This window comes from Actinomadura rugatobispora, from assembly GCF_042656285.1.
Classification (GTDB): Bacteria; Actinomycetota; Actinomycetes; order Streptosporangiales; family Streptosporangiaceae; genus Spirillospora; species Spirillospora rugatobispora.
Genome location: NZ_JBHSON010000087.1, coordinates 1 through 25,204 on the forward strand (window position 1 = coordinate 1; position 25,204 = coordinate 25,204).

Genomic DNA, 25,204 nt, shown 5'->3' on the forward strand with positions numbered 1-25,204 from the left:
CAACCCTGTCGGTGACCCGAAACGCTTCGGCTACGACCTGTCCGGCACCGCAGACCACCGCGACGCCCAGGTGCGGCACGCCATCAGCCGGTTGCTGCACTGGGCCAAGCGGTGCGGTGTCACGGCGATCGGTATCGAGAACCTGGACTTCACCGCCGAGAAGGCCCGCGAGAAGCATGGCCGCAAGAAGCGATTCCGGCAGCTCATCTCCGCACTCCCGACCGGCAGGCTCAAAGCCCGACTGGTCTCGATGGCCGCCGAGCAGGACCTCGCCATCGTCGCGGTGGACCCGGCGTACACCTCGATCTGGGGCGATGAACACTGGCGCAAGCCCCTCACCAGCAGCAAACGAAAGATGTCCCGACACGATGCCGCCGGTATCGCGATCGGGCGACGCGCCCTCGGGCACCCGATCCGGCGACGGACGGCACCGCCCCGCGACGACCAGAGCGATCGCCGCGGGCATCGGACCGCCCAGGCCCGACCGGGCGCACGGGGGCGTGAGGGAACCCGCCCACCCGTCACGGAACCTGCACACGATGCACGTCGCCGGACGAGGACTCAGCGAACGCGGGAGACCAGCCCATCCAACACCGTTCGGGATGCGCGCAGTCCCGGGAGCCGGCACCAGATGTCACTCCTGGACACTGCTTAGGAACGGTTTCCGGCCGGCCTTCGGGACGATGGTGGCGGCGGTCATCAGGACGCAGACGGCCGCGATCGCCGCGACGACGGCGACCACCCCCGCCGGCGAGGCCGCGAGCGGCAGCAGCAGGATGGCGACGACGCCGCCCGGCAGCGCGACGGGATGGACGACGGACTCCGCCAGGAGCGGCCGGTGCACCAGCCAGAGCAGCACGATGAACAGCGCGGCCGGGATCGCCACGGCGTAGCAGATCGCCAGGGGCGTGGCCTTGAGATCGTGCCCGGTCTGCTCGACCGCGACCTCGAGGCCGGCGCCGAGGGCCGCGAGGGCCGCGAAGATGCCGTAGTGGCCGTATCCCCACAGGTAGGAGCGCTTGCGGCGGTCGCTGAGGCCCTCGCCGGCGGGGGCGAGGAAGTAGAGCCACCAGAGGGCGAACAGCAGGACGAGCCCGGCGGAGGCGATGACGATCAGGGAGACGCTGACCTCGGCCGCTTCGAGCGCCCCCTGAACGCCGTTGGACGCGGCGAGGACGCTCTCGCCGAACAGGATGATCGTGAACAGGCCGTAGCGTTCGGCGATGTGGTGCGGGTGCCAGGTGGTGCTCCTGGTGCGTTCCGCCCACCAGGGCACCGCGATCTCCAGGGCGGCCAGGCCGGCGAAGGTCGGCAGCCGCGCCCATGACGGCAGGGCGCCCGTCTCCGCCAGGACGAGCCGGAGGATCCAGCCCGCCTGCAGCGCGGTGATCCCGGCGGCGTACCGCAGGGCGGTGGGGCGGCCCGCCGGGTCCTCGGCACCGGCCCGCAGCCACTGGGCGACGAGGGCGATCCGCATGATGAAGTAGCCGATCGTGACGGCGCGGTAGTCGGAGTGGTCGGCCGCGGCCGGCACGCCCGCCGCCAGGACCAGGGCGCCGGCCATCTGCAGCATGGTCAGCAGCCGGTAGGCGATGTCGTCGGTGTCGTACGACGACGCGAACCAGGTGAAGTTCATCCAGGCCCACCACACCGCGAAGAACACCTGCAGGAACGGGACGAGCCCGTCCAGGGCGTGCCCGCCGGCGACGGCGTGCGCGAACTGGGCGGTGACGGCCGCGACCGCCACCACGAAGGTGAGATCGAACAGCAGTTCGAGCGGGCTGGAGGTGCGGTGCGGCTCGTCGATCGCGCGCGCGGTCATCCGCACCCGGATCCGGTACCTGTCACCTGCTGGCGGCACGGTCTCGCTCCCGTCGCTCATGGTCGTCCTGCCGACAAGACAGGGCAGCGCCCGCGCCTGTGACAGCCGGCGTCCGATTCGCCGAAATTCGCCGGAGCTGTCACAGGCCGGCGGGGTGCCCTGTCTTAGCTGGCGACCGGGCGGCGACCGCGGCCCGGCGAACAGGAGGGCCTGACATGAAGATCGTGGTTATCGGCGGCACCGGCCTGATCGGGTCGAAGGTCGTGGCCGGGCTCGGCGAGCACGGCCACGAGGCGGTGGCGGCCGCGCCGAACACCGGCGTCAACACGCTCACCGGCGAGGGGCTGGCCGAGGCCCTGGCCGGCGCGTCCGTGGTGATCGACGTGTCCAACTCCCCGTCCTTCGAGGACGCCGCGGTGCTGGAGTTCTTCGAGACCTCCACCCGCAACCTGCTGGCCGCGGAGAAGGAGGCCGGGGTCGGCCACCACGTCGCGCTGTCGGTGGTGGGCACCGAGCGGCGGCCCGACATCGGCTACTTCCGGGCGAAGATCGCCCAGGAGAAGCTGATCGAGGACTCGGCGATCCCGTTCTCGCTCGTGCACGCGACGCAGTTCTTCGAGTTCGCCCGGAGGATCGCCGACGGCGCCACCGACGGCGACACGGTCCGGATGCCGCCGGTGGCGTTCCAGCCCATCGCGGGCGACGAGGTCGCGCGGGCGGTCGGCAGGGCCGCGGTGGGCACGCCGCTGAACGGGCGGATCGAGATCGCCGGTCCCGAGCGGTTCCGGATGGACGAGTTCTTCCGGGACGCCCTGACGGCCTGGGGCGACAAGCGCGAGGTGGTCACCGACCCGCACGCGCACTACTTCGGGGCCGAGCTGGGCGAGCCGGACCTCGTGCCGGTCGACGGCGCGACCCTCGGCGAGATCAAGTACGCCGACTGGCTGGGGAGCGCGGCCGCCGAGTAGCGACGCGCCCTCGATCGAAGAGTCAAGGAGGAGATCCCATGTCCGGCACCGAGCCGAAGGCCAGGTCGACCGCGTGGCAGACCGCGTTCACCACGCTGCAGGAGGCCGAGCCGCCCTTCATCCCGGCGGGGGCGCACGTGATGACCGTGGTCATCGAGTACCCGCCGGGCGACCCCGGCGCGCCGCCGCACCGGCACTCGGGCCCGGCCTTCGGCTACGTGCTGGAGGGCGAGATGCTGCTGGAGGTCGAGGGGCGGCCGGAGCGGGCCGTCCGCGCCGGGGAGGCGTTCTGGGAGCCCGGCGGCGACGTCATCCACTACCAGGACGGCAACAACCGCGACGACGTGCCGCTGCGCTTCACCGTCACGATGCTCTGCGAACCGGGCCAGCCCATGCTGACCCTGGTGGACGAGGCGGAACTCGCCCGGCGCGAGCACCTCCGCGCTACCCGGCCGGCCGGACATCCGTCCAAGCCGCACGTGGAGGAACGATGAGCACGCCGACCGGAGACGAGGACCTCGAGATCGAACTCGAGGTCGACGTCGAGGCGGAACTGACCCTGGCCGAGTCCAGCCGCCCGGAGGAGGCCACCGGCCCGCCGGTCTCGGAGTGGCTGTTCGATCCGGCCGACGTCCAGCGCCAGGAGATCGAGCTGCGCAACCTTCTCGACGCGGTCGAGGAACTGTACGGCGGCTCCCGGCCCGACCAGGGCGGCGCCGCCGAAGGCGCCTGAGCCCGCCGGCGGCGGGCGTGTACGGCGCCCTGGCCCTCCCCCTTTTCGACAGGCGAAACGAGACATCTGTGAATCACCCAGTCCAGCGGCGGGACGCCGTCGCGCCCGTCCCGCCGGCGCGGATCGCGACGCTCGACGATCTCCGCGAGCACCTGCAGTGGGCGATCGAGCTGGAGCACGCGACCCTGCCGCCGTACCTGTGCGCGCTCTACTCGCTCGACCCGGAACGCAATCCCGAGGCCGTCCAGGTGGTGGCCGGCGTCTTCGCCGAAGAGATGCTCCATCTGGCGCTGGCCGCGAACCTGCTCAACGCCGTCGGCGGCAGCCCGCGGCTGGACACGCCGCGGATGCTGCAGCCGTACCCCCGGCGGCTGCCGCACGGCGACCGCTCCCTCCAGCTGTCGCTGCTGCCGTTCGGCGCGGAGGCGCTCGACATGTTCCTCCGCCTCGAACGGCCCGCACCGCCCGATGCCCCGCCCGAGGACGACGGCTATGAGACGATCGGGCAGTTCTACGCCGCGATCGGGGACGGCCTGCGCCACCTGTGCGACCGGCTCGGCGAGCGGGAGGTCTTCAGCGGCGATCCGGCCCGCCAGGTGCACGGCGGGCACTTCCGGAACACCGCCGGCCGGCTGGTCGCGGTCGGCGACCTGGCCTCGGCGCTGGCCGCGCTGGAGGAGATCGTCGAGCAGGGCGAGGGCTTGGCGGGCGGCGAGGTCTGGGACGGCGACCGCGACGTCCACCACCCCGAACGGGACGAGGTCGCGCACTACTACCGCTTCCAGGAGCTCAGGGCGGGCCGGCGCTACCGGCGCGGCGACACCCCGCGGTCCGGCCCCACCGGCGAGGCCATCAGCGTGGACCTCGACGGCGTCCTGCCGATGAGGCGCGATCCCAGGCGCGCCGATCACGCCCCGGGCAGCCCCATCCGCACGGCCCAGGAGGAGTTCGACCACACCTACTGCGCCGTCCTGCATCTGCTCGAGCAGGCGTTCAACGGCAGCCCGAGGCTGCTCGCGGTCGCCACCGGCACCATGTACGGGCTCCGGGCCCAGGTCCAGGCACTCATGCGGATGCCCGACGAGGACGGCACCACGGCCGGCCCCACCTTCGAGTACGTCGCACCCGAGCTGCGCCGGTGGAGCACCGGCGACCGGCAGCGGATCGTCGTGCTCGCCGGCGGACCCTACCTCGTGTACGGCGGGCTCCCGCTCAGGCGCAAACGCAAGATCGTCTCCGCCGAGGGCGACGCGCTGACCTGGCGGACCGGCGACGCCCTGCCGACCGAGGACACCTACGCGCTGTGCCGCTGCGGCCGGTCGGGCGCCAAGCCGTTCTGCGACGGGACGCACGCCGTGATCGGATTCGACGGCACCGAGTCCGCCGACGTCCGGCCGTACGCGGAACTTCAGCACGTGCACGACGGGACGGGCATCTCGGCCCAGCGGGTCGGGGAGCTGTGCGTCCACGCCGCCTTCTGCCTCGGGCGCACCAGGCCGATCGCCGAGATGCTCGCCGACACCGGCGACAGCGACGTGCGCTCCACCGTCATGGGCCGGATCGACCACTGCCCGTCCGGGTCGTACAGCTACGCTCTGGAACGCGGCGGCGAGACGGTCGAGCCGGACCTCCCGCGGGCGATCTCCGTCCTGGAGGAGGAGGGCGGCCTGGCCGGCGCGCTGTGGGTCACCGGCGGCGTGCCGGTGCTGCGCGCGGACGGCCGGCCGCTGGAGACCCGGAACAGGATCACCCTGTGCCGCTGCGGCCATTCCTCCGGCAAGCCGCTGTGCGACGGAACCCACCGGAAGATCGACTTCCGCGAGGAGGGGACGGGCGCGACCACCGCCGAACGGTCTCACCCCCGGATGTGACGGCGCGCGGTGTCACAAACCGGCGGTCTGTCCTGTCAAAGCTGTCCGAAGGCGGTCGATCGGGTAGGGGAGGCATGATGACCAGGGGAACGGGGGCGATCAGCGTGGGCGACACCGGGCCGGAGGATCTCGACCGGGCCGCGGAGGTCTTCGGCGGCGTGCGGCCGCGCCTGTTCGGCATCGCGTACCGGATGCTGGGCAGCTCGACCGAGGCCGAAGACCTCGTGCAGGACGTCTGGCTGCGCTGGCAGACCTACGACCGCGGCACCGTGGCCGATCCCGCCGCCTTCCTGGCGACGACGACCACCCGGCTCGCGATCAACGTCCTGCAGTCCGCGCGGGTCCGCCGCGAGACCTACGTCGGCCCCTGGCTGCCCGAACCCGTCGACACCAGCGCGGATCCGCACCTCGGCGCCGAACGCGGCGAGGCCCTCGGCCTGGCCGTGCTGTTCCTGCTGGAGAAGCTCTCGCCCACCGAACGCGCCGCCTACGTCCTGCGCGAGGCGTTCGACTACCCCTATCCGCAGATCGCCGAGATCATCCAGGTCAGCGAGGTGGCGGCGCGGCAGCTCGTCAGCAGGGCCCGCAAGCACCTGCGGTCCGGGCGCCGGGCGCCGGTGACGGGGGCCGAGCAGCGCAGGCTGCTGACCGCCTTCGTCGCCGCCGCCCGCGCCGGGGACCTCGCCGCCCTGGAGGAGCTCCTCGCCGCGGACGCGGTCAGCTACTCCGACGGCGGCGGCGCCGTCCGGGCGTCGCGCTTCCCCGTGGTGGGCGCGTTCCGCGTGGCCAGGTACGTCAGGGCGTTCTCGGACCGGTTCTGGAGCGGGGTCGGCGTGCGCTGGGCCAGCGTGAACGGTCAGGCGGCCGCCCTGCTCTTCCGCGACGGCGAGATGTTCACGGTCCTCACCGTCAACGGCTCCGACGACCGCATCGACCAGGTCCTGTGGATGATGAACCCCTCCAAGATCACCGCCGCGCGGACGCGGGACCACGAGGACGGGCGGCCATGACCGGCTCGGGCGCCGCCTCCTCGCTGGCGGAGATGCTCGACGAACGGCGGCACCTGCTGGAGATCGCCGTGTGGATGTTCGGCGCGGGGGCCGCGGAGCGGATCGTCCACGAGACCTACCGCCGCTGGTACGCCCTCGACGACGGCGAACGCGAGGGCATCGCGGTGCCCCGGGCCTGGCTCACACGTGTCGCGGGAGGCATCTGCCTGCAACTGCTGGTGTCCGCGTCCCCGTTGCCCGCCGGCCCGGCCCTCCGCCCCGCCCCCGACCCGGTCACCGCCTGGGCGCGGCGGCACCCCCGGCAGGACGTCTCCGACCCGGCCCTGCTCGGGAGGCACGATCACGTCGTGCGCCGGTTCGCGGCGGCCTGCGGCACGGGGGACACCGCGGCGCTGGAAGCGGTCCTGGCCGCCGACGCGATGGTGGTCAGCGACGGCGGCGGCCAGGTGCGCGCCGCGATCCACCCGACCCGCGGCGCGGACGCGGTAGCCCGCTTCGTCACGGCGCTGCTGACCGGCCGGCCCCGCACCGTCGCGACCGTCGAGTCCGTCAACGGCCGCACGGGTCTGGTGCTGCGCCGGGCGGGCCGGGCGGTCGCGGTGGTCAGCGTGAGCGTCGCCGGGGCCGAGGTCACCGCCGTATGGATCGTGCTGAACCCCGACAAGCTGCGGCGCTGGCAGGAGAGGCGGAACTGATGCACGACCCGGTTGCCCCGCCCGCGGACGACGGCCACGCGTTCAAGCCGCTCTACACCGCGCACGTCACCGTGAGCGGCGGCGGTTCCAGCCACGGCCGCGCGACCGGCAGGGCCCGCTCCTCCGACGGCGCCCTCGACCTGGGCCTGCGCGTGCCCCGCGAACTGGGCGGCGACACCACCGGGCCCAACCCCGAACAGCTGTTCGCCGCGGCCTTCGCCGCCTGCCTCCACGGCGCGCTCAGCCTGGTGGCCCGCCGGCACGCGCTCGACCCCGCCCCGATCACGATCGAGGCCTCCGTGGCGTTCGGCCGCGACCCCGGCGACGGCGGCTACCAGCTGCGGCCCGACCTCGTGGTGAGCTGGCCCGGAGTGGAACGCGAGACCGCCGCCCGCCTGCTCGCGGAAGCGACCGCCCTCTGCCCCTACTCGAAGCTGACCAGCCAGGGAGCCCCCTCCACGATCATCCGGATCACAGGATGAGGGTCAGCACCACCAGGACGAGGAGGGCGAGGAAGACTCCGGCGAAGGCGTAGTGGGGCTTGCGTCGTTGGCGCGGGGGTGTGGACGGTCCGGGCACGGTCGGGTGGGCCGGGGGCGACCAGGGCGCCGGAACCGTGCCGCCTGGCGGGCGGCGGTGCTGTGCGCCGGTGGTGCGTGGCCCGGGTCGGGCACCGGCTCCTGGAAGACCGGTGGCGCGCGGGCGGGGGGAGGCGACGAACCCCAGCGGGTCCAGCCGCCGGTAGACGGGGTCGAGGGGCGGGATGGACATCACCCCGGTGCGGTGCCGCAGATCCTTGGTGAGCTGCACCAGTTCCCGGTGGATCGTCGCGTCCGGAATCCCCCACAGCCTCGCGATCCGCTCCGAGCGCCCGGGGTCGGAGAGGTCGTCGGCCTCGAAGAACAGGGCGTGCGACCCGTCGGTGTGCAGCTCGGTCCACAGGCCGGGGTCGTAGGTGAGGGCCAGCAGGCTGAGATGGATCAGGCGCGCGGGGAAGCGGTCCATCGTCGGGCCCAGGCGGCCGTGTTCGGGCCACGCCGGGTGCTGGAAGCTGCTGATGCCCGACTGCCTCAGCTCCAGGTTGTGCAGCCCCGGCACGAACATGCCGTCGTAGTCGATCAGGCGGATCCGGTCGCCCGCCTCGACCAGCACGTTGTCGGGCTGCAGGTCGCCGTGCGCCAGCCCGCTGTCCTCCAGGGACGCCATGGTCCTGGCGAAGTCCATCCGGCAGCGCTCGACCGCCGCCCGGTCGCCCCTGTGGTCGTCCAGCCAGTCGACCAGCGGGCTGCCGCCCACCCAGGGCATCGTCACGGTCGGCCACCAGCGCCCGTCCCAGCCCTTGATGCCGCGCTCGTCGAACTCGACGGGGACGACCCAGTTCATGGACGCGCCGGCGAGCCGCTCGGTGAGCAGCCGGTAGCGGCCGGCGCGGTCGGGGTCCGGTTCGGTGAAGCACTTGAGCGCGTAGAACTGGTTCGCCGCGGTCATCTTGAAGACGACGCCGAACCGGCCGGTCCGCCCGCGGGGGAGGCCGTCGGTGTGCGGCTCCACCTCGGCGGCGTGGAAGCGCGCACCGGGGGCGAAGCAGTCCCGGGTGTCGTCCAGCCAGTTGATGTAGTCGTCGACCGGCGGAAAGTTCGTCACCACCGCCCTCCCTCCTGGAACACCGGTCAGTGGATGGCCAAGCGCAACAGGGTCACGTCGTCGTTGCGCATCTCGCGTTCGTTGCGCTTGCCGGCGAGCCAGGAGGCGAACGCCTCCGGGCCGGCCGTCGCGCCGTCCAGTTCCGTCCACGGGTCGCCCCCGGCCTCGAAGGCCCCGCAGATCCACGCCGCCAGGGCGTCGGTGGCCAGCAGGAAGACGTCCCCCGAGGCCCATTCTCCCGACATGCAGCGGACCCGGGGCCGGATCTCCTCCTCGGCGAAGACCTCGCTCAGCAGCAGCGGCGGCGTGTCCGTGAAATCCGCCTGGTGCCGCAGCGGGAACGCGGCGGTCGTGCGCTGGTCGCCGTGGACGTGGGAGTGGAAGAGATTGGTGTCCCCGATCGCCGCTGCGTGCCAGGTCCCGCGGGTGGCGGTGCCCTCACCGTCCTGGAGGAAGAGGGCGAGAACGGTCACCGCCGATCCCTCCAGCAGCTTGGAGAACTCGTACCAGTGCAGCGGCTCGCCCTGCTCCTCGCGCATCTGCTGGTACGCCGCCAGCGACCGCACCCAGCCGGCGCCGGGCACGCCGATGTTGCGCGCGAACCGTTCCGGCGAGGCGACGTCGCGGACCGGCGAGCGGCTCAGCCTGCGGACCACCTGCGCCGCCCACCGGCCCGACAGGAGGTGCTCGGTGGCGCCGTCGGCCATCGCCAGCCGGACCACCGGGCGGTCGGCCTCGCCGTCGCCCCCGGGCCAGCAGGCGTCCATGTTGTCCGCCTCCAGCTCGCCCCGCTTGGCCTGGGTGAAGACGCGGATGGACGCCTTCATCAGGGGCCTTTCCCGCCGGGCACGTTCCGGGTCCCGATCTGCAGGAACTTGATCACCAGATCGGCGCCCGCGTTGTGGATGAAACCGCGCGCCCCGGCACGGGCGCTGATGTTGTGCTCGGCCGCGTACCCGAGCATCCGGTCCGGGAGCGGGCTCGAGATCTCGAACATGGTGGCGGCCTTGGCGTCCAGGCCGGCGGGGGACTCGGGAAAGACGATGGGCCGCCCGGCGTTCCCGAACGCCGACTCCTCCGAGGACAGGTGGAGGTTGAACAGCAGGACCTGGCCGTCGTTGGTGCCCAGGGACGCGATCTTCTTGCCGATCCCGGTGGGGTCGCCGTCGGTGGCCCAGCCGTCGGAGAGGTTCAGCACGACCGGCGGAAAGTGGTCGTAGTTCTCGCTGACCCACCTGTCGAGCAGGCCGTACGCCTTGGTGAACGCGGCGCACATCGGGGTCCGCCCCTCGGCGACCGGCCGCACCCACATCGGCACCTTGCGGCGCCGCTGGACGTAGCCGCCGTTCCCGTCCGGGTACTGCTCCTCGATGACGTCCATGCCCAGCTTGTTCTCGTCGAGCTCGCTGGTGGTCACGAAGTCGAACCCGGCGAGGCCGCCCTGCAGCACCGAGCCGGGACGGTCCCCGGCCCCGTACCCGATGACCGCGATCTTGAAGTAGTTGCGGATCCCCTTCTCCACCACGCAGCGGTTGATGAGCTGGTGGAGGAGCCGGTTGAGGGACTCCGCCACCACGTCCTTCTTGATCTTGCCGTCCCGGGTGAAGCCGTCCATCGAGCCGGACTGGTCGACGAGAAAGACGAAGAAAGCCGGCCGGGCTCGGCTGATCTCGGCCTGGTAGGGCATGGGCCACCTCCGTGGTCACAGTGTCAAGCGGATGTCGATCTGCTCGGGCGGGACCGCGATCCGGTCGCCGCCGGCGGTGACGGCGTGCACATGGCCGTCCGCCGAGCCGACGATGACCAGCCCGCCGGCGGCGACGGGGCCGCCGCGGTTGATCCATCCACCGGTCGCCGCCTTCCACAGCGGCCTGCCGTCGCCGGTGTCGTACGCGCGCAGGTGGCGGTCGCGGCCGCCCGCGTAGAGGGTGCCGCCGTCGACCACCGGGCCGCTGACGAAGCCGCCCTGGTGCTGGACGGCCCACAGCTCGGCACCGGACGCGGCGTCGCGGGCGCTCAGCCCGCCGGCGTCGTCGGCGGCGAACAGCCATCGGGCCCCCGCCCCGAGGGCGGGGCGGCCGCAGACGAGTCCCCTCGTCGGCCGCGTCCAGATCTCCTCGCCGCCGGCTCTGCCGACGGCGTAGAGGGCGTCCCCGCCGTCCCTGCCCGTCCCGCCGACGAAGACGGCGTGCTCGGACACGGCCGGGGTGCATCCGCTGAAATCGGCGTGCGCGTAGTGCCAGCGGGGCACGAGCCGTTCATCGGCGACCGTCATGGCGTGCAGGCCGGACAGCGCCCCCACGTAGAGGTCCGTGCCCGCGGCCGTGAGCGAGGAGCCCACCGCGTCGCCCACGAAGGTGATCTCCGTGGTCCTGGAGCGGAGCCAGAGCGAGACGATGTCGCCCTCGGCCGTCACGAAGTGCAGACCGCCGGCGACGAGCACCGGGTCGGAGATCCCGATCGGCCCGGCGTCCAGCTGCCATACCGGCCGCCCCGTTTCGGCGCTGACGGAGTGCACCCTGCCGTCGGTGGACGCCACGTGCACGTGGCCGTTCGCGACGACCGGAGCGGACAGCACCGCGTCGTCCGTCGCGTAGGTCCAGCGGTGCTTTCCCGAGGACAGGTCCAGGGCGTACAGGCGGCCGTCCGTCGAGGCCGCGTAGACGACTCCACCGGCCACCGTCACAGGGGCGTCCACCATCCCGTTGGTCGGGAAGACCCACGGCCCGGCCGGTTCCGCCGCCTCGGTCGCCTTGGCCGGTTCAGTTGGTTTGACCGGCTTGTGGTGCGGCTGCCAGTCGTCGTCGGCCGCGCCCGGTCCGGACATCTCCTCCTTGAGGATGCGGTGGGCGTCGACGACATCGGGATGGGGGCGGGTGCCTGCTCGTGCCACGTGTTCGTCTTCCTCGGCATGCCGCCCCTCGTCGGGGAGCGGGGTCTCGTCCTCGCGCGACGTCGCGGGGACCGTCTCAGATCCCGGAGGCTCGTCGGGCGGAGTGAGGCTTTCCATGTACGAGCGGCTTCGCTGCGAGAGCCCCCGCAGCCGCCCGAGCCGGGTCAGCACCTTCTCCGCGCGTGGACGCGTCCACGCCCAGCGGCGCAGGCAACCGGAGATCAGCCGGACCAGGTCGTCGTCCACGTCCGGGTCCTGGCGCAGCCGGCGCCTGAGCGCGCGGCGGCGGAGGCCCGGCGGGTCGTCGCCGATGAGCATGAACAGCAGCAGGCGGCCGAACGAGTACACGTCGTCCTTGATTCCGATCCCGCGCTGGAACCGGCCGTTCCTCGGCGCCAGGTAAGGGGCTCCGGCCGGGAACTCGACCCGGCCCAGCACGGGAAGCAAGCCGTACCACTCGACCTTGACCAGGTCGGCGTCCAGGTCCACCCGGACGCAGTCGGGGGTCAGCATCCCGTGGACGAGACCCGCTTCGTCCAAGAGGGTCAGCGCGTGCGCCACGGCTTCGGCGACCCGGTACAGATCCTCCTGGGGCAACGGCCCGCCGGCCGCGACCACATCCCGCAGCGACGTCACTGCGGGGCCCTCGGTCAGCAGCCACCAGGGCCCTTCCGGCATGACCCCGCCCTGGACCGTACGGGCCAGCGATCCGGCCTCGCCGAGCTCTGTCATCCGGGCGACCGCCGTCGCGTACTCCTCCGGCTGCGCGGACTTCTTCCACGCGCCGTCGAGGCAGGCGATCACGAGCGACCGCCCGTCGTCGTCGGACCGCGCCGAGTACCGCGTGGCCCAGGGCACGGGGGAGAGCTCCTCCTCGATCGTGCACGGCGGCCGGGACCGTTTCAGGCGGGCCGTCGAGGTCGTCCGCCAGACCATGCGCGGCCACCAGCCGCTCATCTCCGCGGCCCGCCGGACGTCCGGGCCGAGGCGATCACGACCTGGCCGTCGGCGGTGCCCAGGTAGAACCGGCCGCGCTCGCCGTCCGGGGCGAGCGCCACCTCCAGGACGGCCGCGTCACCCACGCGGAGCTCCCTCAGGTCGCCGCCGTCCGCGGCGTCGACGGAGCAGACCGTCCCGAAGCTTCCGGCCCAGAGCCTGCCGCAGGCCAGCACCGGTGAGGAGGTGAAGGAGCCGGCCAGCGCGCGCCACTTCTGCTCCCCGGTGTCCGCCCGGACCGCGTACAGGCAGCCGTCGGAGCCCGCGAAGTACACCACGCCCCGGTCGACCACGGGCTCGCAGTGCACCGGACCGCCGGTCGGGAACGTCCACAGCGGCGCGCCCGTGCCAGCGTCGAGCGCGTGCAGCCTATGGTCGCCGCTGCCGAAGAACACCCGTCCGCCGGCGACGGCCGCGGTCTGGTGGATCTCGCCGCGCACCGGACGGCGCCACTCCTCCTTCCCCGACTCCAGCCCGACCGCGTACATCGAGCGGTCCCACGATCCGGCGTAGACCACGCCCCCCGCGATGACCGGCCGCGCGTGGAACGAGTGGGCGGCCGCGAAGCTCCATCTCCGCCGCCCGCCGGCGAGGTCGAGGGCGTGCAGCCGTCCGGCCCGGTCACCGAACACCACGGCGTCATCGGTGACCTCGGGCGCCGAGCCGATGGTGCTCTCCAGCCCGTGGACCCACTGGACCTTCCCGGTCTCGGCGTCGAGGGCGTACACCCGGTGGTCGCTGCCGCACACCACCACGGTCCCGTGCCGGGCCGCGGGCCTGCTCTCGACGCGGCCGCCGAGGGGCGTCTCCCACAGCCGGTCCCCGCTGTGCCGCCCGAAGCCCTGGACGACACCGGCCAGCCCCGCGACGACCAGGACATCGCCCTCGACGACCGGCCTCACGTACTGGTCGCTGGATCCGACCGGGAAGCGCTCACCCGAGCCGAGCGGCGCCCTGGCCGGTTCGGAGACGCGGGGGACCTGCCGGATTTCGGGCCTGTCGTCCACCGGCATCTCGGCGTAGTCGCGCAGCACTCCCAGCGCGTCCGTCGGCAGGAGCGCGACGCCGTCCGGTTCCCCGCCGCGCGGCAGCGCGCGGACGAGGGCTTCGAGCTTCTCCAGGCTCGGCCGCTCCCACCACCGGTGCCGCATGCAGGCGTGGACGACGTCGTGCAGTTCTTGAGGCAGGCCGGGAAGGCTGGGCCTGCCCGCTGCGTCCCGCTCGATCAGCCAGTCCTCGGAAGTGCCGGGGTCCTCGCCCGTCGCGGCGAACGCCAGCACGGCGCCGAGGGAGTACACGTCCAGGGCGGGCGTCTGGGGGTGGGTCCCGTCCCGCTGCTCGGGCGCCATGTAGCCGCGCGCGCCGAACGCGTAGTACGGCTGCGTCACGGCCCGGGCCAGGTCGCGGGCCAGCCCGAAGTCGATGACCAGGGACCCTTCGGCGCGCACCAGGATGTTGGCCGGATGCAGGTCGCGGTGGACGATGCCCTTCGCCGCCAGCTCGCGCAGAACGCGGAGCAGGGACCCGGCCAGCCACACCACGGCCTCGACCGGGAGCGGCCTGGGCAACTGCTGGACCAGCTGGCGCAGCGTCGGCGCCTTGATGTAGTCGACGGCCATCCACGGGTCGTGCGGATCGAGGCACGACTTGCGGACCGGCGGGGTGAAGTCGGCCCCGATCCGCTCGACGGCCTTCAACTCCTTGCGGAGCCGGTCGAAGAAGTGCGCGCCCCCGGCCCTGGCCAGCTCGTTCATCTTCTTGATCGCGACCAGCCGGCCGGACTCGTCCCGGCCGAGGTAGACCCTGCCCATGCCGCCTTCGCCGAGTAGCGCGAGAACGTCGTAGACATCGATCCGGGTCGGATCATTTCCCTGAAGCGCTCTGAGCATCACGGCATCTCCGCGGTGTGTCGGCACCAACGCGCGCATCCTTTTCTTAGGATGCCCGGTGCGCGTAACTTGTTCACTGATCAACTTCGCAGGTCAACGGCGTGTTCGAGCGTGCGCACGCGCGCGCTGTCGCTACGCTCCGTGTTCATGATCAGGTTGGTGCGCGGCACCCCGCCCTCATGAGGCGTGGACTCGGCACGCTCGCCTTCGCGTGCGCCGCGGCCGTCCTCGTCAACCTCGGCGCCGCCGCTCCCGCGACCGCGCGGCCCGGCCGGGGGCCGGGGGGCCGGCTCGCCGCCGTCTACAACCGCGCGCTGCTGCTGAACACCCCGGTCGCGGACAGCGCCTGGGACGGGCGCATCGGCTCGTACCGGCTGGACGACTTCCGGCACGTGGCCGTCTTCGGCAACGCCGTCCTCCTCGAGTACGGCGTGTACGACCCCGCGATCGCGGGGGTCACCGCCGCGACCCTGCGCGACCACACCCTCCGGACGATCGAGTACGCCGCCGCCCGCAACCGCTGGATCGACCCGGCCGGGACCTGGGGGCGGACCGTCTACTGGGACTCCACCATGGAGACCTACTTCGTCGCCGCGGCGAAGATGCTGTGGTCCGGCCTCACGAGCGCCACCAGGTCCCGGATCGACCGGATCATCCGGTCCGCCGCGGACGCCATCGTGGCGGCGGGCGACACCGACCCGCACACCAACGGGTTGCGCGGCGGCTACCGCGGCGACACCAAGATGGAGGAGATGGGCGCCCGGACGATGCCGCTCGCGACCGCGCTCGCCTGGCTGCCGGACGACCCGAACGCCGCGTCCTGGCGCGAGTGGCTCACCCGCTGGACCGCCAACATGGGCGGGCTGCCCCCGGCCGACCGCGCCAACCCCGCCCCGCTGAACGGCCGCCCGGTGTCGGCCTGGAACCGGGCGCACAACGTCTGGGGCACCTTCATCGTCGAGAACCACGGCTCGTACAACCCCATCTACCAGCAGTCGATGGGCGCCTACCCGGGCCGGAACGCGGCCCAGTTCCTGCTGGCGGACCGGAGCGTCCCCGAGGAGCTGGTGACGCCGCCGAACGACGATCCGCTGTGGGCGACGATGGCGCAGACCGGCATGGACTCGGGCGTTCCGCAGGACTTCATGGTCGCCGACCGCCACCATCTCTACGGCCGCCAGCTGCTCCCGGTCACCGCCCGCGCCGTCCTCGACCGGGACCGGTACGCCGCGGCGGCGGAGACGATGCTCGCCGACCGGCTGATCCCCTACGTGCGCTACCCGCCCGGGGGACGGCTGACCAAGTTCAGCGGGGAGGGCAAGTACGAGCCGGAGGCGCGCGCCGAGGTGGGCATGGCCTACCTGCTCCACCGGCTCGCGGGCGGCGCGGTGCGCCCCGTCTCCCCGCGCCGGTACTTCGAGCGGTACACCACCGCCGTGGACCACGGTCCCGGGGTGGGACTGCTCGCCCACCAGTCGGCGAACGCCCTGGCCGCCGCCGTGACCAAGCCCGGCTACGTCAAGTTCGCCTACCACCCGCAGCACGACGACTGGCTGTTCGACTCGGCGGGCACCAGCCCGTCGTTCCTGCCGAGCACGGCCGTGCCGGTGACGGCGCGGCGGGCGCGGGCGTACACCCGGCCGCGGGACGGGTTCACCGGGGCGGCCTCGGCCCTCACCGTCCCCGGCGGCGTGGTCGGGTTCACCACCCTCCCGGACGGATCGGCGGTCTACGCCAGTTCCGGGGTCGCCGCCGGTGAGGGGGTGCTCCGCCTGTACAACATGACGATGCCCGGGGTGCCGGGCCTCGACGGCGACCGCACCTTCACCTGGGCGGGCGGCTCGGTGACGCTCCCGGCGCCGGACGGCGGCACGGGCGCCGACGAGCTGCGCCTGCGCACCGCCGCGGCACGCTACGTGCGGGTGAGGGCCGCCGCCCCGGGCAGCCAGGGCTGCTGCGCGCTGGACGAGTTCGAGATCTACGCGGGCACCGGCGCGAACCGGGCGCGCGGCAGGCCCGTCACCGTGTCCGCCCCGGATCCGCGGGCGCCCGCGCACCGGGTGACGGACGGCGACACGGCGCCGCGTCCGGCACCGGTGCCGGACTCGGGCGTCCCTCCGCCGCCGCGCACCCGGCCGCGGTCGATCACGGTCGACCTCGGCGACCGGCTTCCCGTCGACCGGGTCCGGCTGCACTGGGGCCATGCCCGCCCCGCCCGCTACACGGTCGAGACCTCGCCGGATGGGCGGACCTGGCGGCGGGCGGCGCGGACGCCTGTCACCCGGCGCGTCCCGGGCGGCTGGCTGAACGTGGACGGCCGGGCGGGCCTCGTCGTCCGGACCGGGCGCAACCCGATCAGCGTCTCGCCGACCGGCGTGACGCTCTCCGACGGGCCCGCGACCCCGCTGACCGTCGAGGCGCATCCCGCCGAGGCGCCGCGGCGGACGGCGTCCCGCAGCGCGTCGCCCGCGCCCCGTACCGACTGCGCGGGCCTGGTCGCGAGCCTCGCCGGCGGCCAGCTGAGCCTGTTCAACCTGGGCGCGGCGGCGGTGACCGGCGCGACGGCCGTCCTGCCGCAGGGCGCCCGGGAGGCGATCCTCTACCAGGGCGTCCAGCGCACCGGTCCCGGCCGGTCCACGCGGTACGACCTCGCGCTCCGCGCCGCCGACGCGAGGATCGCGCCCGCCCGGTTCGCCGCCTACGGGCCCGGCGGCGGTGCGCCGCCCGCCGGACTGACCCTGAAGGTGATCGATTCCCGCGCGGTCGAGGTGGCCAACGCGCCGGGCGCGAAACCGGCCCGGGTGCGGCTGCGGTCCCTGACCACCGGCGAGACCGTGAACGTCCGCGTCGCGCGGGGCACGACGAAGCGCGCCGCGTTCACCCGCGGGCCGCGCCTGCCGACGACCGATCTCGCCCGGGGGCGCATCACCTACCCGACCTCGCCGCGGCCGCCGGGGATGACCGATCCGGCGCGAGCCGTGGACGGCGCCCGCCGGACCGCCTGGTCGCCGGGGCCCGCCGGCGGCCGCATGGTCGTCGATCTCGGCGCGGTCCGGCGGATCGGCTCCGTCCTGCCCATCTGGGCACCGGGCCGCGCACCGCGCGTCGAGGTGTCCCGCGACGGGAAGGCCTACGCGCCCCTGCGCCGCGACCGGCCGGTGGAGGCGCGCTACGTCGCGGTCGTCGCCACCGGTCCCGGCAAGCTCTCCGAACTCGCCGTGCTCCCGTCCCCGGCCCGCCGGTCAGCGATCAGGTAGTCCCGGTCATGGGCCGGGCGGCCGTCCCGGCAAGGACGGCCGCCCGGTGAAGCGGAGCGGTCCATTCAGGCCATGGCCTGCTTGGAGCCGAGGTCGGGCGTCGGCGCCTGGCGCGCGTCCGCCTGGCGGGCGCCGCCGATGAAGGCGGTGAGGATCAGGGTCACCACGGCGGAGCCGATGATGAACAGGCACCCGCCCGTCAGCGCCGCCTCGGTCGGGAAGGGCGTGCCGGGCGCGGTGGAGGACGCCAGGATCACCGAGGCGATCGCCAGGCCGGTGGCGATCGAGACGTTGAGCGTCACCCGGTTCATGCCGGTCGCCGCACCGGTCTGCTCGGGCGGCACCACCTCGACGATCAGGTTGGGCAGGGCGGTGAAGGCGAACGCGGAGCCGATGTTGGTGAGGCCCAGGCCGATGAGGGTGCCGACCAGGCTCTGCGCCTGGAGGATCCAGATGACGGGCCCGACGATGTACAGGGCGCACGCGATCATCAGGGACCAGCGGGCGCCGGCCACCTGGGCGATCCGGCCGCTGAGCGCCGCCCCGCCGTAGCTGATCACCGCGATGCACAGCATCACCGCGCCGGCGGCGGTGGGGGACAGGCCCATGCCGACCGGTGCGCTGTCGGGCAGCTGCAGGACGATCGGCGCCATGATGGTCGCCGCCCCCTGCCCGCCCATGCCCACCGCGAGCGTGCCCAGCGTGGTCAGCAGCACCTTCCGGTTTCTGAACTGCCGGACGTCGACGATCGGCTCGCGGACGCGCCGCTCCCACCCGAACCAGGCGGCCAGTGCCACGATCCCGGCCGCGATCGAGGCGAGCACCCACATGTCGGTCCAGCCCCACTCCCCGGCCTGGGTGACGCCGAACAGCACGCCGCCGCTGGCCGGGAGCAGGAGCGCCGCACCGACCATGTCGACCGGGGGCCGCGGCCTGAGCCCGGGCGTGCGCGGCAGCCCGGCCAGTCCGGTCAGCGCCGCGGCGATGCCCAGCACGGTCGCCACCGAGAACAGCAGGCGCCAGCCGCCGTTGTCGAGCAGCACCCCGGCGAGCAGCCCGCCGGCGCCGGCGCAGATCGGCACGATGCCGCCGAGCAGCGCGATCGCGAGCGGGACCCGCCGTTCCGGCAGGAGTTCGCGGACCAGCGCGAAGGAGATCGGGAGGGCGCCGGCGGCCAGGCCCTGGATGCCGCGGCCGAGCACCACCATCCACAGGTCGGTGGCCAGCACGCTGATCAGCGAGCCGCAGGCCGCCGCGCCGAGCAGGAAGACCAGGACGTTCCGGCGGCCGAAGATGTCGCCCAGCCGGCCGCTGGTGGCCGCGAAGCCGGCGCCCACCAGCAGGTAGGCCGTGGTGGTCCAGCCGACGGCCGCGGCGTCGGCCTCGAAGACCCGCATGAAGGTCGGGATGGCCGCGATCGCCATCGCGGTCTCGGTGACGGCGAAGACTTCGACCGCGATCAGCGTGAGCAGCACGCGTGTGTGCGCACGTTGACTGGGTGGGACGGGTGAGACGGTCATCCGGTCCTCCGGAGGTGGGGTGGGGTGGTGTCGGGCACGGCCGGACTCGTCCGGGCGTGCGAGGGCAGCGGTGAAGAGCGCTTGGCCTGTGGTGGCGGACCGGGCCGGCGGGTGGGCCGGTCCGAGGGCGGCGGTCGGCGCGGAGGATGTCCGGGCGCTGGGTCGGTGCACCAGCGGCGGCGGAGTCCGGCGGCGCCCTCATGTGGTCGATGGGGGCGTCGGCGAGATGGGGCCGGACTCGGTGAGGCGACGATGATGGGCGCGGCGCGGACCGTGAGCACCTGTCGCGAGCGAGATCAGGATGTGGCGGGACCTCAGGGGTCGGGGGTGGATCTCGTCATCCGCTCGCCTCCCTTCGCCGACCCGAACCTCGATGTCGAAATCGATATTGCTTTTGGAGGCTGTCCTGCGTCAAGACCGGACGGGGAGTTGTTCTCGGTGTCTGTCCGGCCCGTCCACCGCTGGGGGGCAGGGTGGGGCACCCGGCCGTCGCGGCGATTCCCGCAGGTCCGAGGGCTGCGTGTCCATGCCGGGCCGGTTCCGGTCTGGACGCCGCCCAGCGTAATCAAATATGATGTCGATGTTGAGTTGATCAGGGGAGGAGGACCGCACCGTGCGCCTCGGCGTCTGCCTGCCCCAGCTCGGCCCCGCCGCCCGGATGCCCCTCGTCGCGGACTTCGCCGTAGAGGCCGACCGCGTCGGCATCGACTCGGTGTGGGTCGAGGAGCACCTGTTCAGGCCCCTCGCTCCGATCTCGGGTTACGGCGGCGTGCCGGGAAAGCCGTGGCCCGACAAGCACGCCCACGCGCTGGCGCCCCTGGAGGTCCTGGCCTACGTCGCCGGGCGGACGCGGCGCTGCACGCTCGGCACCTCCATCCTCGTCGTCGGCTACCACCACCCCCTGGTGCTGGCCAAGGAGACCGCGACCCTCGACCTGCTGTCCGGCGGGCGCCTGGCCCTGGGCCTGGGCGTCGGGTGGTGCGAGGACGAGTACCGCCTCATGGGTGCGCCGTTCCAGGAGCGCGGCCGGCTCGCCGACGAGGTGCTGGAGACGCTGCACCTGTGCTGGCGCGGCGGCACCGTCGAGTACAAGGGGCGTCATGTGGACATCCCCCTGTGCCAGACCTCGCCCTCGCCCCACGACGGCGTCCGGGTCCGCACGTACGGGGGCTTCGTGGCCCGCGCGGGATGGCGGCGCACCGCCCGCTGGTGCGATGTGTGGCAGCCCTTCGGCCTGGAGCCAGGCACCGCCGTCGAGCGGTTGGGCGCCCTCAACGAGCTCGCCCGGTCGGAGTTCGGCCGCGGCCCGCTCGAACTCTCGCTCCGCGTGCTGGCCTCCTCGGTCGCGCCCGGCGACGGGCGTCCCGCCGAGCCCGGCCCGATGGGGCAGTCGACGGGCCGGTGGGTGGGCGACGTGGACGCGCTGTGCGAGCGCATCGACGGTGCCCGCGCCGCGGGCTGCGACGAGCTCGTCCTCGACAGCAACTTCGCGCCCGGAAGCGACGACACGGCCTTCTGGGAGACGCTCATGGGCCACCTGCCGGCGCTCCTGCGGGCGGCGCACGGAGACGCTGAGCCGTCCCGGCCGGGGCCCGGAGCGGGAGCGGGGCGGGGAACGCGATGACCGCGATGACCGGCGTCGAGCGGGTGCTCCTCGACTACGCCACCGCGATCGACACCAAGGACTGGGAGCTCTTCGGCGCCCTCTTCGACCCGGACTGCACCATGACGACGGCCGCCGGGACGATCAGCGGCGCGCCGGCGCTGACCCGCCACATGCGCGACCTGCACGCTCCGCTGGACGCCTCGGCCCACCGCGTCACGAACGTCGACATCGCCGAGACGGCGGACGGCGCCACCGCCCGCAGCTACCTGGACGCCCTCCTGGTGCGCGCCGGCCACCCCGAGGGCCCGACGTTCCGTGTCGTGGGCTTCTACGACGACGAGCTGCGCCGCTCCGCCGGCGGCTGGGTCATCCTCCACCGCGCCTTCAGGGCGATCTGGCGCGAGGGCAACGCCGCGGTGCTCGGGGTTCCGGGCGGCTGAGGCCCGCCGGGCCGCCGTCACCGCCGTCATCGGGGACGCACGATGATCTTCACGTGCTCGTCGGCGGCGCGCAGGTCGTCGAAGGCGCCCGGGACGCCGTCGAGCCCCACGACCCCCGTGACGAAGGCCCCGGCGTCGACCCGTCCGCCGGCCAGGAGCCCGAGGGCGTGGGCGAACTCGGCCTGCCGGTAGGCGAAGACGAAGGTGAGCGAGACCTCCTTGAGGATCCCCGCCACCGGAGTGATCGTCTCCGGGGTGACGCCGGAGCCGACGACGACGATCCGGCTGTGCCGGGGGAGGCCGTCGATGAGCTGCTGGAGCAGCCCGTGCCCGCCGACGCACTCGAAGGCCATGACGTTTCCCGCGGGGAGCTCCCCGTCCAGGAGCGGCGAGGGGGGCCGCTCGGTGACGCCCAGCTCGTCCCACGCCTCGTAGGGGGAGGAGTCGGCCGGGTTCAGCACGACGTCCGCGCCCAGCCGCTCGGCCACGGCGCGGCGCGCGGGGGAGAAGTCGGTGGCGACCACCGGCCCGTGCCCTTCGGCCTTCAGCACCGCGATGACGGCCAGGCCGATCGGCCCGCAGCCGATGACGAGCGCCACGTCGCCGTGGGCGGGACGGGCCGCGCGCACCGCGTGCACGGCGACGGCCAGCGGCTCGGTCAGCGCGGCCCGCTCGTCCTCCAGGCCGTCGGGAACCCGCAGCAGGAGCGATTCCTGCATCACCGCGCGGGGGGCGAACCCGCCCGGCAGGACGGGTGAGAAGCCGAGGTCCACCGGACCGGACGGCCCGAAGACGTGCGGCACCGACACCACGCGCGTCCCGGGCTCGAACCGGCCGGAAGTGCCCGGTCCCGGCTCCAGGATCTCGGCGCAGAACTCGTGCCCCAGGACGATCCGCGGCGCCGCCTCCCCCCGGGCCGTGATCGCGTCGACCAGGTGCAGGTCCGAGCCGCAGATCCCGGCGGCCAGCGGGGCGACCAGCACCTGGCCTTCCCCCGGGACCGGCTCGGGGACCTCGCCCACGCCCACGCCGCCGGAGGTGGTGAAAGCGGCGATCATGGTGCCCCCGTCCGTCGGGTGGATCCCTGTGCGGGAATATTAATATTGATGTCGATATAAGTCATCAGCGGCCGCTCAGCCGGCGCCGCGGCCGAAGTACCGGCCGAGCGCTCCGAGGAGGTCGCGGTGGTGGGCCTTGGCCATCCACGCGTCCGGCACCATGGTGTAGCCGTGGTAGCCGCCCGGGTACACGTGCAGCTCGGTCGGCACGCCGCCGCGCATGAGCTTGACGGCGTACTCGGCGTCCTCCTCCGCGAAGAGGTCGAGCGACCCCACGCAGATGAACGCCGCCGGAAGGCCCGCGGCGCTCTCGACGCGCGCCGCGGCCGCGTACGGCGAGACGCCCGCCCGGCCCGGCTCCCCGCCGAGGTAGGCCGACCAGCCGAACCGGTTGTCGGCCGGCGTCCAGACGAACTCCCCGGCGTAGGGGGAGGCCGGCTCGGTGGTCGCCGTGCGGTCGTCGAGCATCGGGTAGACCAGGGCCTGGAACCCGACGGGTATCTCGCCGCGGTCACGGGCCAGGATCGCGAGGCAGGCCGCGAGGCCGCCGCCGGCGCTCGCGCCGCCCACGGCGATGCGCGACCCGTCCACGCCCAGCTCGCCGGCGTTCCCGTGCACCCAGGCGAGCGCGGCGTAGCAGTCGTCGACCGGGCCCGGCGCGGGGGTCTCCGGGGCGAGCCGGTAGTCGACCGAGGTGACGACGGCGCCGGTCTCGGACGCGAGGCGCCGGCAGGTGAGGTCGTCGTCATCGGCGCTCCCGATGACGAATCCGCCGCCGTGCATCCAGACCAGCGCCGGGCTCGCCGCCGCCCTGCCCCGGGGCTCGTAGTGGAGCACCCGGACATCGGGGTCTCCGGCCGCGCCGGGAACGCGGTGCTCGCTCCGATCCACGTCGGGGTACAGCTCGGCCGGATCGGGAGCCCCCTCGACGGTCCGGCCCATCCTCGCGCGCATCGCGGGGAGCGTCTCGGCGCTGAAGGCGAAGGCAGGGAAGACGTCGAGCGCCGGGGCGACGGCCGGGTCGACGAGGTGGCGGGTGCTCACGGCGCGGTCGGTCATGGACGGCCTGCTTTCGACGAGGGGACGGAGGTGCCGGGCCCGGTGAGCGTGAAGCCCCGGTAGGAGTCCGCGGCGACGTCGTCGCACGCCTCGCGGTACGGCCCCATGCCCCCGGCGTAGGGCATGAACACCCGGGGCTTGCCCGGCACGTTGGCGCCGACGTACCAGGAGTCCGCCCTCGGGTACAGCGTGCGGGACGCCAGCTCGTTGACGTGCTCGACCCAGCGGTCCTGCGCGTCGGCCCGCGCCTCGACGCGGACGATGCCGTGCTCGCGGCAGTGGGCGAGCAGGTCGCGGACCCAGTCGACGTGCTGCTCGATCGACACGATCATGTTCACGAGGACCGAGGGGCTGCCCGGCGCGGTCACCATGAAGAGGTTCGGGAAGCCGGCGGCGGCGATCCCGAGGTACGTGCGGGGGCCGGCCGCCCAGGCGTCCCGCAGCGACCGCCCGCAGGCGCCCCGGATGTCGATCGCGTTGAGCGGCCCGGTCATGGCGTCGTACCCGGTCGCGAAGACGATGACGTCCACCTCGTGCTCGACGCCGCCGACCAGCACGCCGCGGGGGGTGATGCGCTCGATCGGGGTGTCGCGGACGCTGACGAGGGTGACGTCGTCGCGGTTGTAGGCCGCGTAGTAGCCGGTGTCCAGGCAGATCCGCTTGGCGCCGATCGGGTAGTCCGCCGGCGTGAGCAGGTCGGCCGTCGCCGGGTCCGCCACCGCCTCCCGGATCCGCTCCCGCACGTAGCCGGCCAGGACGCCGTTGGCGTCGATGTCGCGAGAGGTGTCGCTGAACGTCGTCATCAGCGCCGTGCCGCCGTTCTTCCACCGGCGGTCGAGCTCGGCGATCCCCTCCTCACGGGGGACCTCGAGCGCGCTGCCGATCGGCGGCTCCTTGAGCGGCACGCCCGAGGGGGACACCCTGCTCTCGGCCCGGAGGCGGCGGTACTCGGCCTTGATCCCGGCCACCTCGTCCGGCCGCAGCGGGCGGTTGCCCGCGGGGATCGTGAAGTGCGGGGTCCGCTGGAAGACGGTCAGGTGCCCGGCCTCCCGCGCGATCACCGGAATGGCCTGGACGCCCGACGACCCCGTCCCGATGACGGCCACGCGCTTGCCCGCCAGGTCCACGCCCCGCTCCGGCCAGCGGCCGGTGTGGCAGGTCTCGCCCGCGAAATCGTCCAGCCCCGGGATGGCGGGGACCCGGGAGGCGGACAGGCACCCCACCGCCGTGATCAGGAACGGCGCGCTCGCCCGCTCGCCGCCGCCGGTCTCGACCAGCCAGCGGTTCCCGGACGCGTCGAACGAGGCCGCCGCGACCGAGATCCCGAACGCGATGTCGCGGCGCAGGTCGAAGCGGTCGGCGACGTGGTTCGCGTAGGCGAGGATCTCCGGCTGCGCGGGGAAGCGCTCCGTCCATTCCCACTCCTGCTCCAGCTCCTCGGAGAAGGAGTAGGAGTAGAACATCGACTCGACGTCGCAGCGGGCGCCCGGGTAGCGGTTCCAGTACCAGGTGCCGCCCACGTCCGTTCCGCGTTCGTACACCCGCACCCGCATGCCGAGGTCGTCGCGGAGCCGGTGGAGCGCGTACATCCCGCCGAAGCCCGCGCCGATGACGATGGCGTCGTAGTCGGTGTGCCGTGCCATGTGCCCTCCTCACGTCGCGGCCTGCGCGATCACCCTCGCAGGGCGGCATGACCTGGGTCACCGGTCATCTGGCTCGAACCGGGCGCCACTTGGCGACCAT

21 protein-coding genes are annotated in these 25,204 nt (G+C 73.5%); 10 read left to right on the forward strand and 11 right to left on the reverse strand.

Annotated features, from left to right (window positions below; all coding sequences use genetic code 11):
- The coding region (locus tag ACFPZN_RS42870; protein ID WP_378288354.1) for a hypothetical protein at positions 1-466 on the reverse strand (466 nt) is incomplete at its 3' end.
- A gap of 168 nt (positions 467-634) precedes the next feature.
- Complete coding sequence (locus ACFPZN_RS42875; RefSeq protein ID WP_378288355.1) at positions 635-1,882, reverse strand: low temperature requirement protein A; 1,248 nt, start codon at positions 1,880-1,882, stop codon at positions 635-637.
- Positions 1,883-2,037: 155 nt separating this feature from the next.
- Here ACFPZN_RS42875 and ACFPZN_RS42880 point away from each other — a divergent pair, with 155 nt between their 5' ends.
- From ACFPZN_RS42880 to ACFPZN_RS42910, 7 genes are all read left to right on the forward strand, one after another.
- Entirely contained in the window at positions 2,038-2,790 is a 753-nt protein-coding gene (locus tag ACFPZN_RS42880; RefSeq protein WP_378288356.1) for an SDR family oxidoreductase, read from the forward strand.
- Between the two features lie 38 nt (positions 2,791-2,828).
- Positions 2,829-3,284: a cupin domain-containing protein gene (locus ACFPZN_RS42885; protein ID WP_378288357.1), complete on the forward strand. Its 456-nt coding sequence runs from the start codon at positions 2,829-2,831 to the stop codon at positions 3,282-3,284.
- Positions 3,281-3,523 (forward strand): hypothetical protein, encoded by a 243-nt coding sequence (locus ACFPZN_RS42890; protein ID WP_378288358.1) that lies wholly within the window; start codon positions 3,281-3,283, stop codon positions 3,521-3,523. Before ACFPZN_RS42885 ends, ACFPZN_RS42890 begins: the two co-directional genes overlap by 4 nt.
- 68 nt (positions 3,524-3,591) lie before the next feature.
- Entirely contained in the window at positions 3,592-5,394 is a 1,803-nt protein-coding gene (locus tag ACFPZN_RS42895; RefSeq protein ID WP_378288359.1) for a ferritin-like domain-containing protein, read from the forward strand.
- Between the two features lie 77 nt (positions 5,395-5,471).
- Positions 5,472-6,404 (forward strand): RNA polymerase sigma-70 factor, encoded by a 933-nt coding sequence (locus ACFPZN_RS42900; protein ID WP_378288360.1) that lies wholly within the window; start codon positions 5,472-5,474, stop codon positions 6,402-6,404.
- Entirely contained in the window at positions 6,401-7,099 is a 699-nt protein-coding gene (locus ACFPZN_RS42905) for a nuclear transport factor 2 family protein (protein ID WP_378288361.1), read from the forward strand. The genes ACFPZN_RS42900 and ACFPZN_RS42905 overlap by 4 nt, the downstream gene beginning before the upstream one ends.
- On the forward strand, positions 7,099-7,581 hold the full coding sequence (locus ACFPZN_RS42910; RefSeq protein WP_378288362.1) for an Ohr family peroxiredoxin: 483 nt from the start codon (positions 7,099-7,101) through the stop codon (positions 7,579-7,581). The genes ACFPZN_RS42905 and ACFPZN_RS42910 overlap by 1 nt, the downstream gene beginning before the upstream one ends.
- Here the strand turns inward: ACFPZN_RS42910 and ACFPZN_RS42915 are convergent.
- Genes ACFPZN_RS42915 through ACFPZN_RS42935 form a run of 5 tightly spaced genes read right to left on the reverse strand, consistent with a single transcriptional unit; the run spans position 7,571 to position 14,521 of the window.
- Positions 7,571-8,743, reverse strand: a complete 1,173-nt coding sequence (locus ACFPZN_RS42915; protein ID WP_378288363.1) for a protein kinase family protein — start codon at positions 8,741-8,743, stop codon at positions 7,571-7,573. The two genes, ACFPZN_RS42910 and ACFPZN_RS42915, sit on opposite strands and share 11 nt — an antisense overlap.
- A 26-nt stretch (positions 8,744-8,769) precedes the next feature.
- The gene (locus tag ACFPZN_RS42920) at positions 8,770-9,570 is read right to left on the reverse strand and encodes a hypothetical protein (protein ID WP_378288364.1); all 801 of its coding nucleotides are present in this window, start codon (positions 9,568-9,570) and stop codon (positions 8,770-8,772) included.
- The gene (locus ACFPZN_RS42925) at positions 9,570-10,430 is read right to left on the reverse strand and encodes a hypothetical protein (RefSeq protein ID WP_378288365.1); all 861 of its coding nucleotides are present in this window, start codon (positions 10,428-10,430) and stop codon (positions 9,570-9,572) included. The genes ACFPZN_RS42920 and ACFPZN_RS42925 overlap by 1 nt, the downstream gene beginning before the upstream one ends.
- Before the next feature lie 15 nt (positions 10,431-10,445).
- The gene (locus tag ACFPZN_RS42930) at positions 10,446-12,593 is read right to left on the reverse strand and encodes an outer membrane protein assembly factor BamB family protein (protein ID WP_378288366.1); all 2,148 of its coding nucleotides are present in this window, start codon (positions 12,591-12,593) and stop codon (positions 10,446-10,448) included.
- On the reverse strand, positions 12,590-14,521 hold the full coding sequence (locus ACFPZN_RS42935) for an outer membrane protein assembly factor BamB family protein (protein ID WP_378288367.1): 1,932 nt from the start codon (positions 14,519-14,521) through the stop codon (positions 12,590-12,592). Before ACFPZN_RS42935 ends, ACFPZN_RS42930 begins: the two co-directional genes overlap by 4 nt.
- A gap of 179 nt (positions 14,522-14,700) precedes the next feature.
- Between ACFPZN_RS42935 and ACFPZN_RS42940 the strand changes: the two genes are divergently transcribed.
- Positions 14,701-17,778, forward strand: a complete 3,078-nt coding sequence (locus ACFPZN_RS42940; RefSeq protein WP_378288368.1) for a discoidin domain-containing protein — start codon at positions 14,701-14,703, stop codon at positions 17,776-17,778.
- A gap of 65 nt (positions 17,779-17,843) precedes the next feature.
- Here the strand turns inward: ACFPZN_RS42940 and ACFPZN_RS42945 are convergent, their stop codons facing one another.
- Positions 17,844-19,253 (reverse strand): MFS transporter, encoded by a 1,410-nt coding sequence (locus ACFPZN_RS42945; protein ID WP_378288369.1) that lies wholly within the window; start codon positions 19,251-19,253, stop codon positions 17,844-17,846.
- A gap of 658 nt (positions 19,254-19,911) precedes the next feature.
- Between ACFPZN_RS42945 and ACFPZN_RS42950 the strand changes: the two genes are divergently transcribed.
- On the forward strand, positions 19,912-20,922 hold the full coding sequence (locus tag ACFPZN_RS42950; protein WP_378288370.1) for a TIGR03619 family F420-dependent LLM class oxidoreductase: 1,011 nt from the start codon (positions 19,912-19,914) through the stop codon (positions 20,920-20,922).
- Positions 20,919-21,344: a nuclear transport factor 2 family protein gene (locus ACFPZN_RS42955; protein WP_378288371.1), complete on the forward strand. Its 426-nt coding sequence runs from the start codon at positions 20,919-20,921 to the stop codon at positions 21,342-21,344. The genes ACFPZN_RS42950 and ACFPZN_RS42955 overlap by 4 nt, the downstream gene beginning before the upstream one ends.
- A 26-nt stretch (positions 21,345-21,370) precedes the next feature.
- On the opposite strand, the gene ACFPZN_RS42960 is transcribed toward ACFPZN_RS42955, so the two are convergent.
- From ACFPZN_RS42960 to ACFPZN_RS42970, 3 genes are all read right to left on the reverse strand, one after another.
- A complete protein-coding gene (locus tag ACFPZN_RS42960) occupies positions 21,371-22,402 on the reverse strand; it encodes a zinc-binding dehydrogenase (RefSeq protein ID WP_378288372.1) in 1,032 nt (343 codons plus the stop codon).
- A gap of 75 nt (positions 22,403-22,477) precedes the next feature.
- Positions 22,478-23,461 carry an alpha/beta hydrolase gene (locus tag ACFPZN_RS42965; RefSeq protein WP_378288373.1) on the reverse strand — a complete coding sequence of 328 codons (984 nt, stop codon included), beginning with the start codon at positions 23,459-23,461 and terminating at the stop codon, positions 22,478-22,480.
- Positions 23,458-25,104 carry a flavin-containing monooxygenase gene (locus ACFPZN_RS42970; RefSeq protein ID WP_378288374.1) on the reverse strand — a complete coding sequence of 549 codons (1,647 nt, stop codon included), beginning with the start codon at positions 25,102-25,104 and terminating at the stop codon, positions 23,458-23,460. The genes ACFPZN_RS42965 and ACFPZN_RS42970 overlap by 4 nt, the downstream gene beginning before the upstream one ends.
- Positions 25,105-25,204 lie beyond the last annotated feature (100 nt).

Excerpts from the sequence above, each read along its gene's own strand:
- ACFPZN_RS42875 (WP_378288355.1), bottom strand. The coding sequence starts at position 1,882 with ATGAGCGACGGGAGCGAGACCGTGCCGCCAGCAGGTGACAGGTACCGG.
- ACFPZN_RS42880 (WP_378288356.1), top strand. The coding sequence starts at position 2,038 with ATGAAGATCGTGGTTATCGGCGGCACCGGCCTGATCGGGTCGAAGGTC.
- ACFPZN_RS42885 (WP_378288357.1), top strand. The coding sequence starts at position 2,829 with ATGTCCGGCACCGAGCCGAAGGCCAGGTCGACCGCGTGGCAGACCGCG.
- ACFPZN_RS42890 (WP_378288358.1), top strand. The coding sequence starts at position 3,281 with ATGAGCACGCCGACCGGAGACGAGGACCTCGAGATCGAACTCGAGGTC.
- ACFPZN_RS42900 (WP_378288360.1), top strand. The coding sequence starts at position 5,472 with ATGACCAGGGGAACGGGGGCGATCAGCGTGGGCGACACCGGGCCGGAG.
- ACFPZN_RS42905 (WP_378288361.1), top strand. The coding sequence starts at position 6,401 with ATGACCGGCTCGGGCGCCGCCTCCTCGCTGGCGGAGATGCTCGACGAA.
- ACFPZN_RS42910 (WP_378288362.1), top strand. The coding sequence starts at position 7,099 with ATGCACGACCCGGTTGCCCCGCCCGCGGACGACGGCCACGCGTTCAAG.
- ACFPZN_RS42920 (WP_378288364.1), bottom strand. The coding sequence starts at position 9,570 with ATGAAGGCGTCCATCCGCGTCTTCACCCAGGCCAAGCGGGGCGAGCTG.
- ACFPZN_RS42925 (WP_378288365.1), bottom strand. The coding sequence starts at position 10,430 with ATGCCCTACCAGGCCGAGATCAGCCGAGCCCGGCCGGCTTTCTTCGTC.
- ACFPZN_RS42930 (WP_378288366.1), bottom strand. The coding sequence starts at position 12,593 with ATGAGCGGCTGGTGGCCGCGCATGGTCTGGCGGACGACCTCGACGGCC.
- ACFPZN_RS42935 (WP_378288367.1), bottom strand. The coding sequence starts at position 14,521 with ATGCTCAGAGCGCTTCAGGGAAATGATCCGACCCGGATCGATGTCTAC.
- ACFPZN_RS42940 (WP_378288368.1), top strand. The coding sequence starts at position 14,701 with ATGAGGCGTGGACTCGGCACGCTCGCCTTCGCGTGCGCCGCGGCCGTC.
- ACFPZN_RS42955 (WP_378288371.1), top strand. The coding sequence starts at position 20,919 with ATGACCGCGATGACCGGCGTCGAGCGGGTGCTCCTCGACTACGCCACC.
- ACFPZN_RS42960 (WP_378288372.1), bottom strand. The coding sequence starts at position 22,402 with ATGATCGCCGCTTTCACCACCTCCGGCGGCGTGGGCGTGGGCGAGGTC.
- ACFPZN_RS42965 (WP_378288373.1), bottom strand. The coding sequence starts at position 23,461 with ATGACCGACCGCGCCGTGAGCACCCGCCACCTCGTCGACCCGGCCGTC.
- ACFPZN_RS42970 (WP_378288374.1), bottom strand. The coding sequence starts at position 25,104 with ATGGCACGGCACACCGACTACGACGCCATCGTCATCGGCGCGGGCTTC.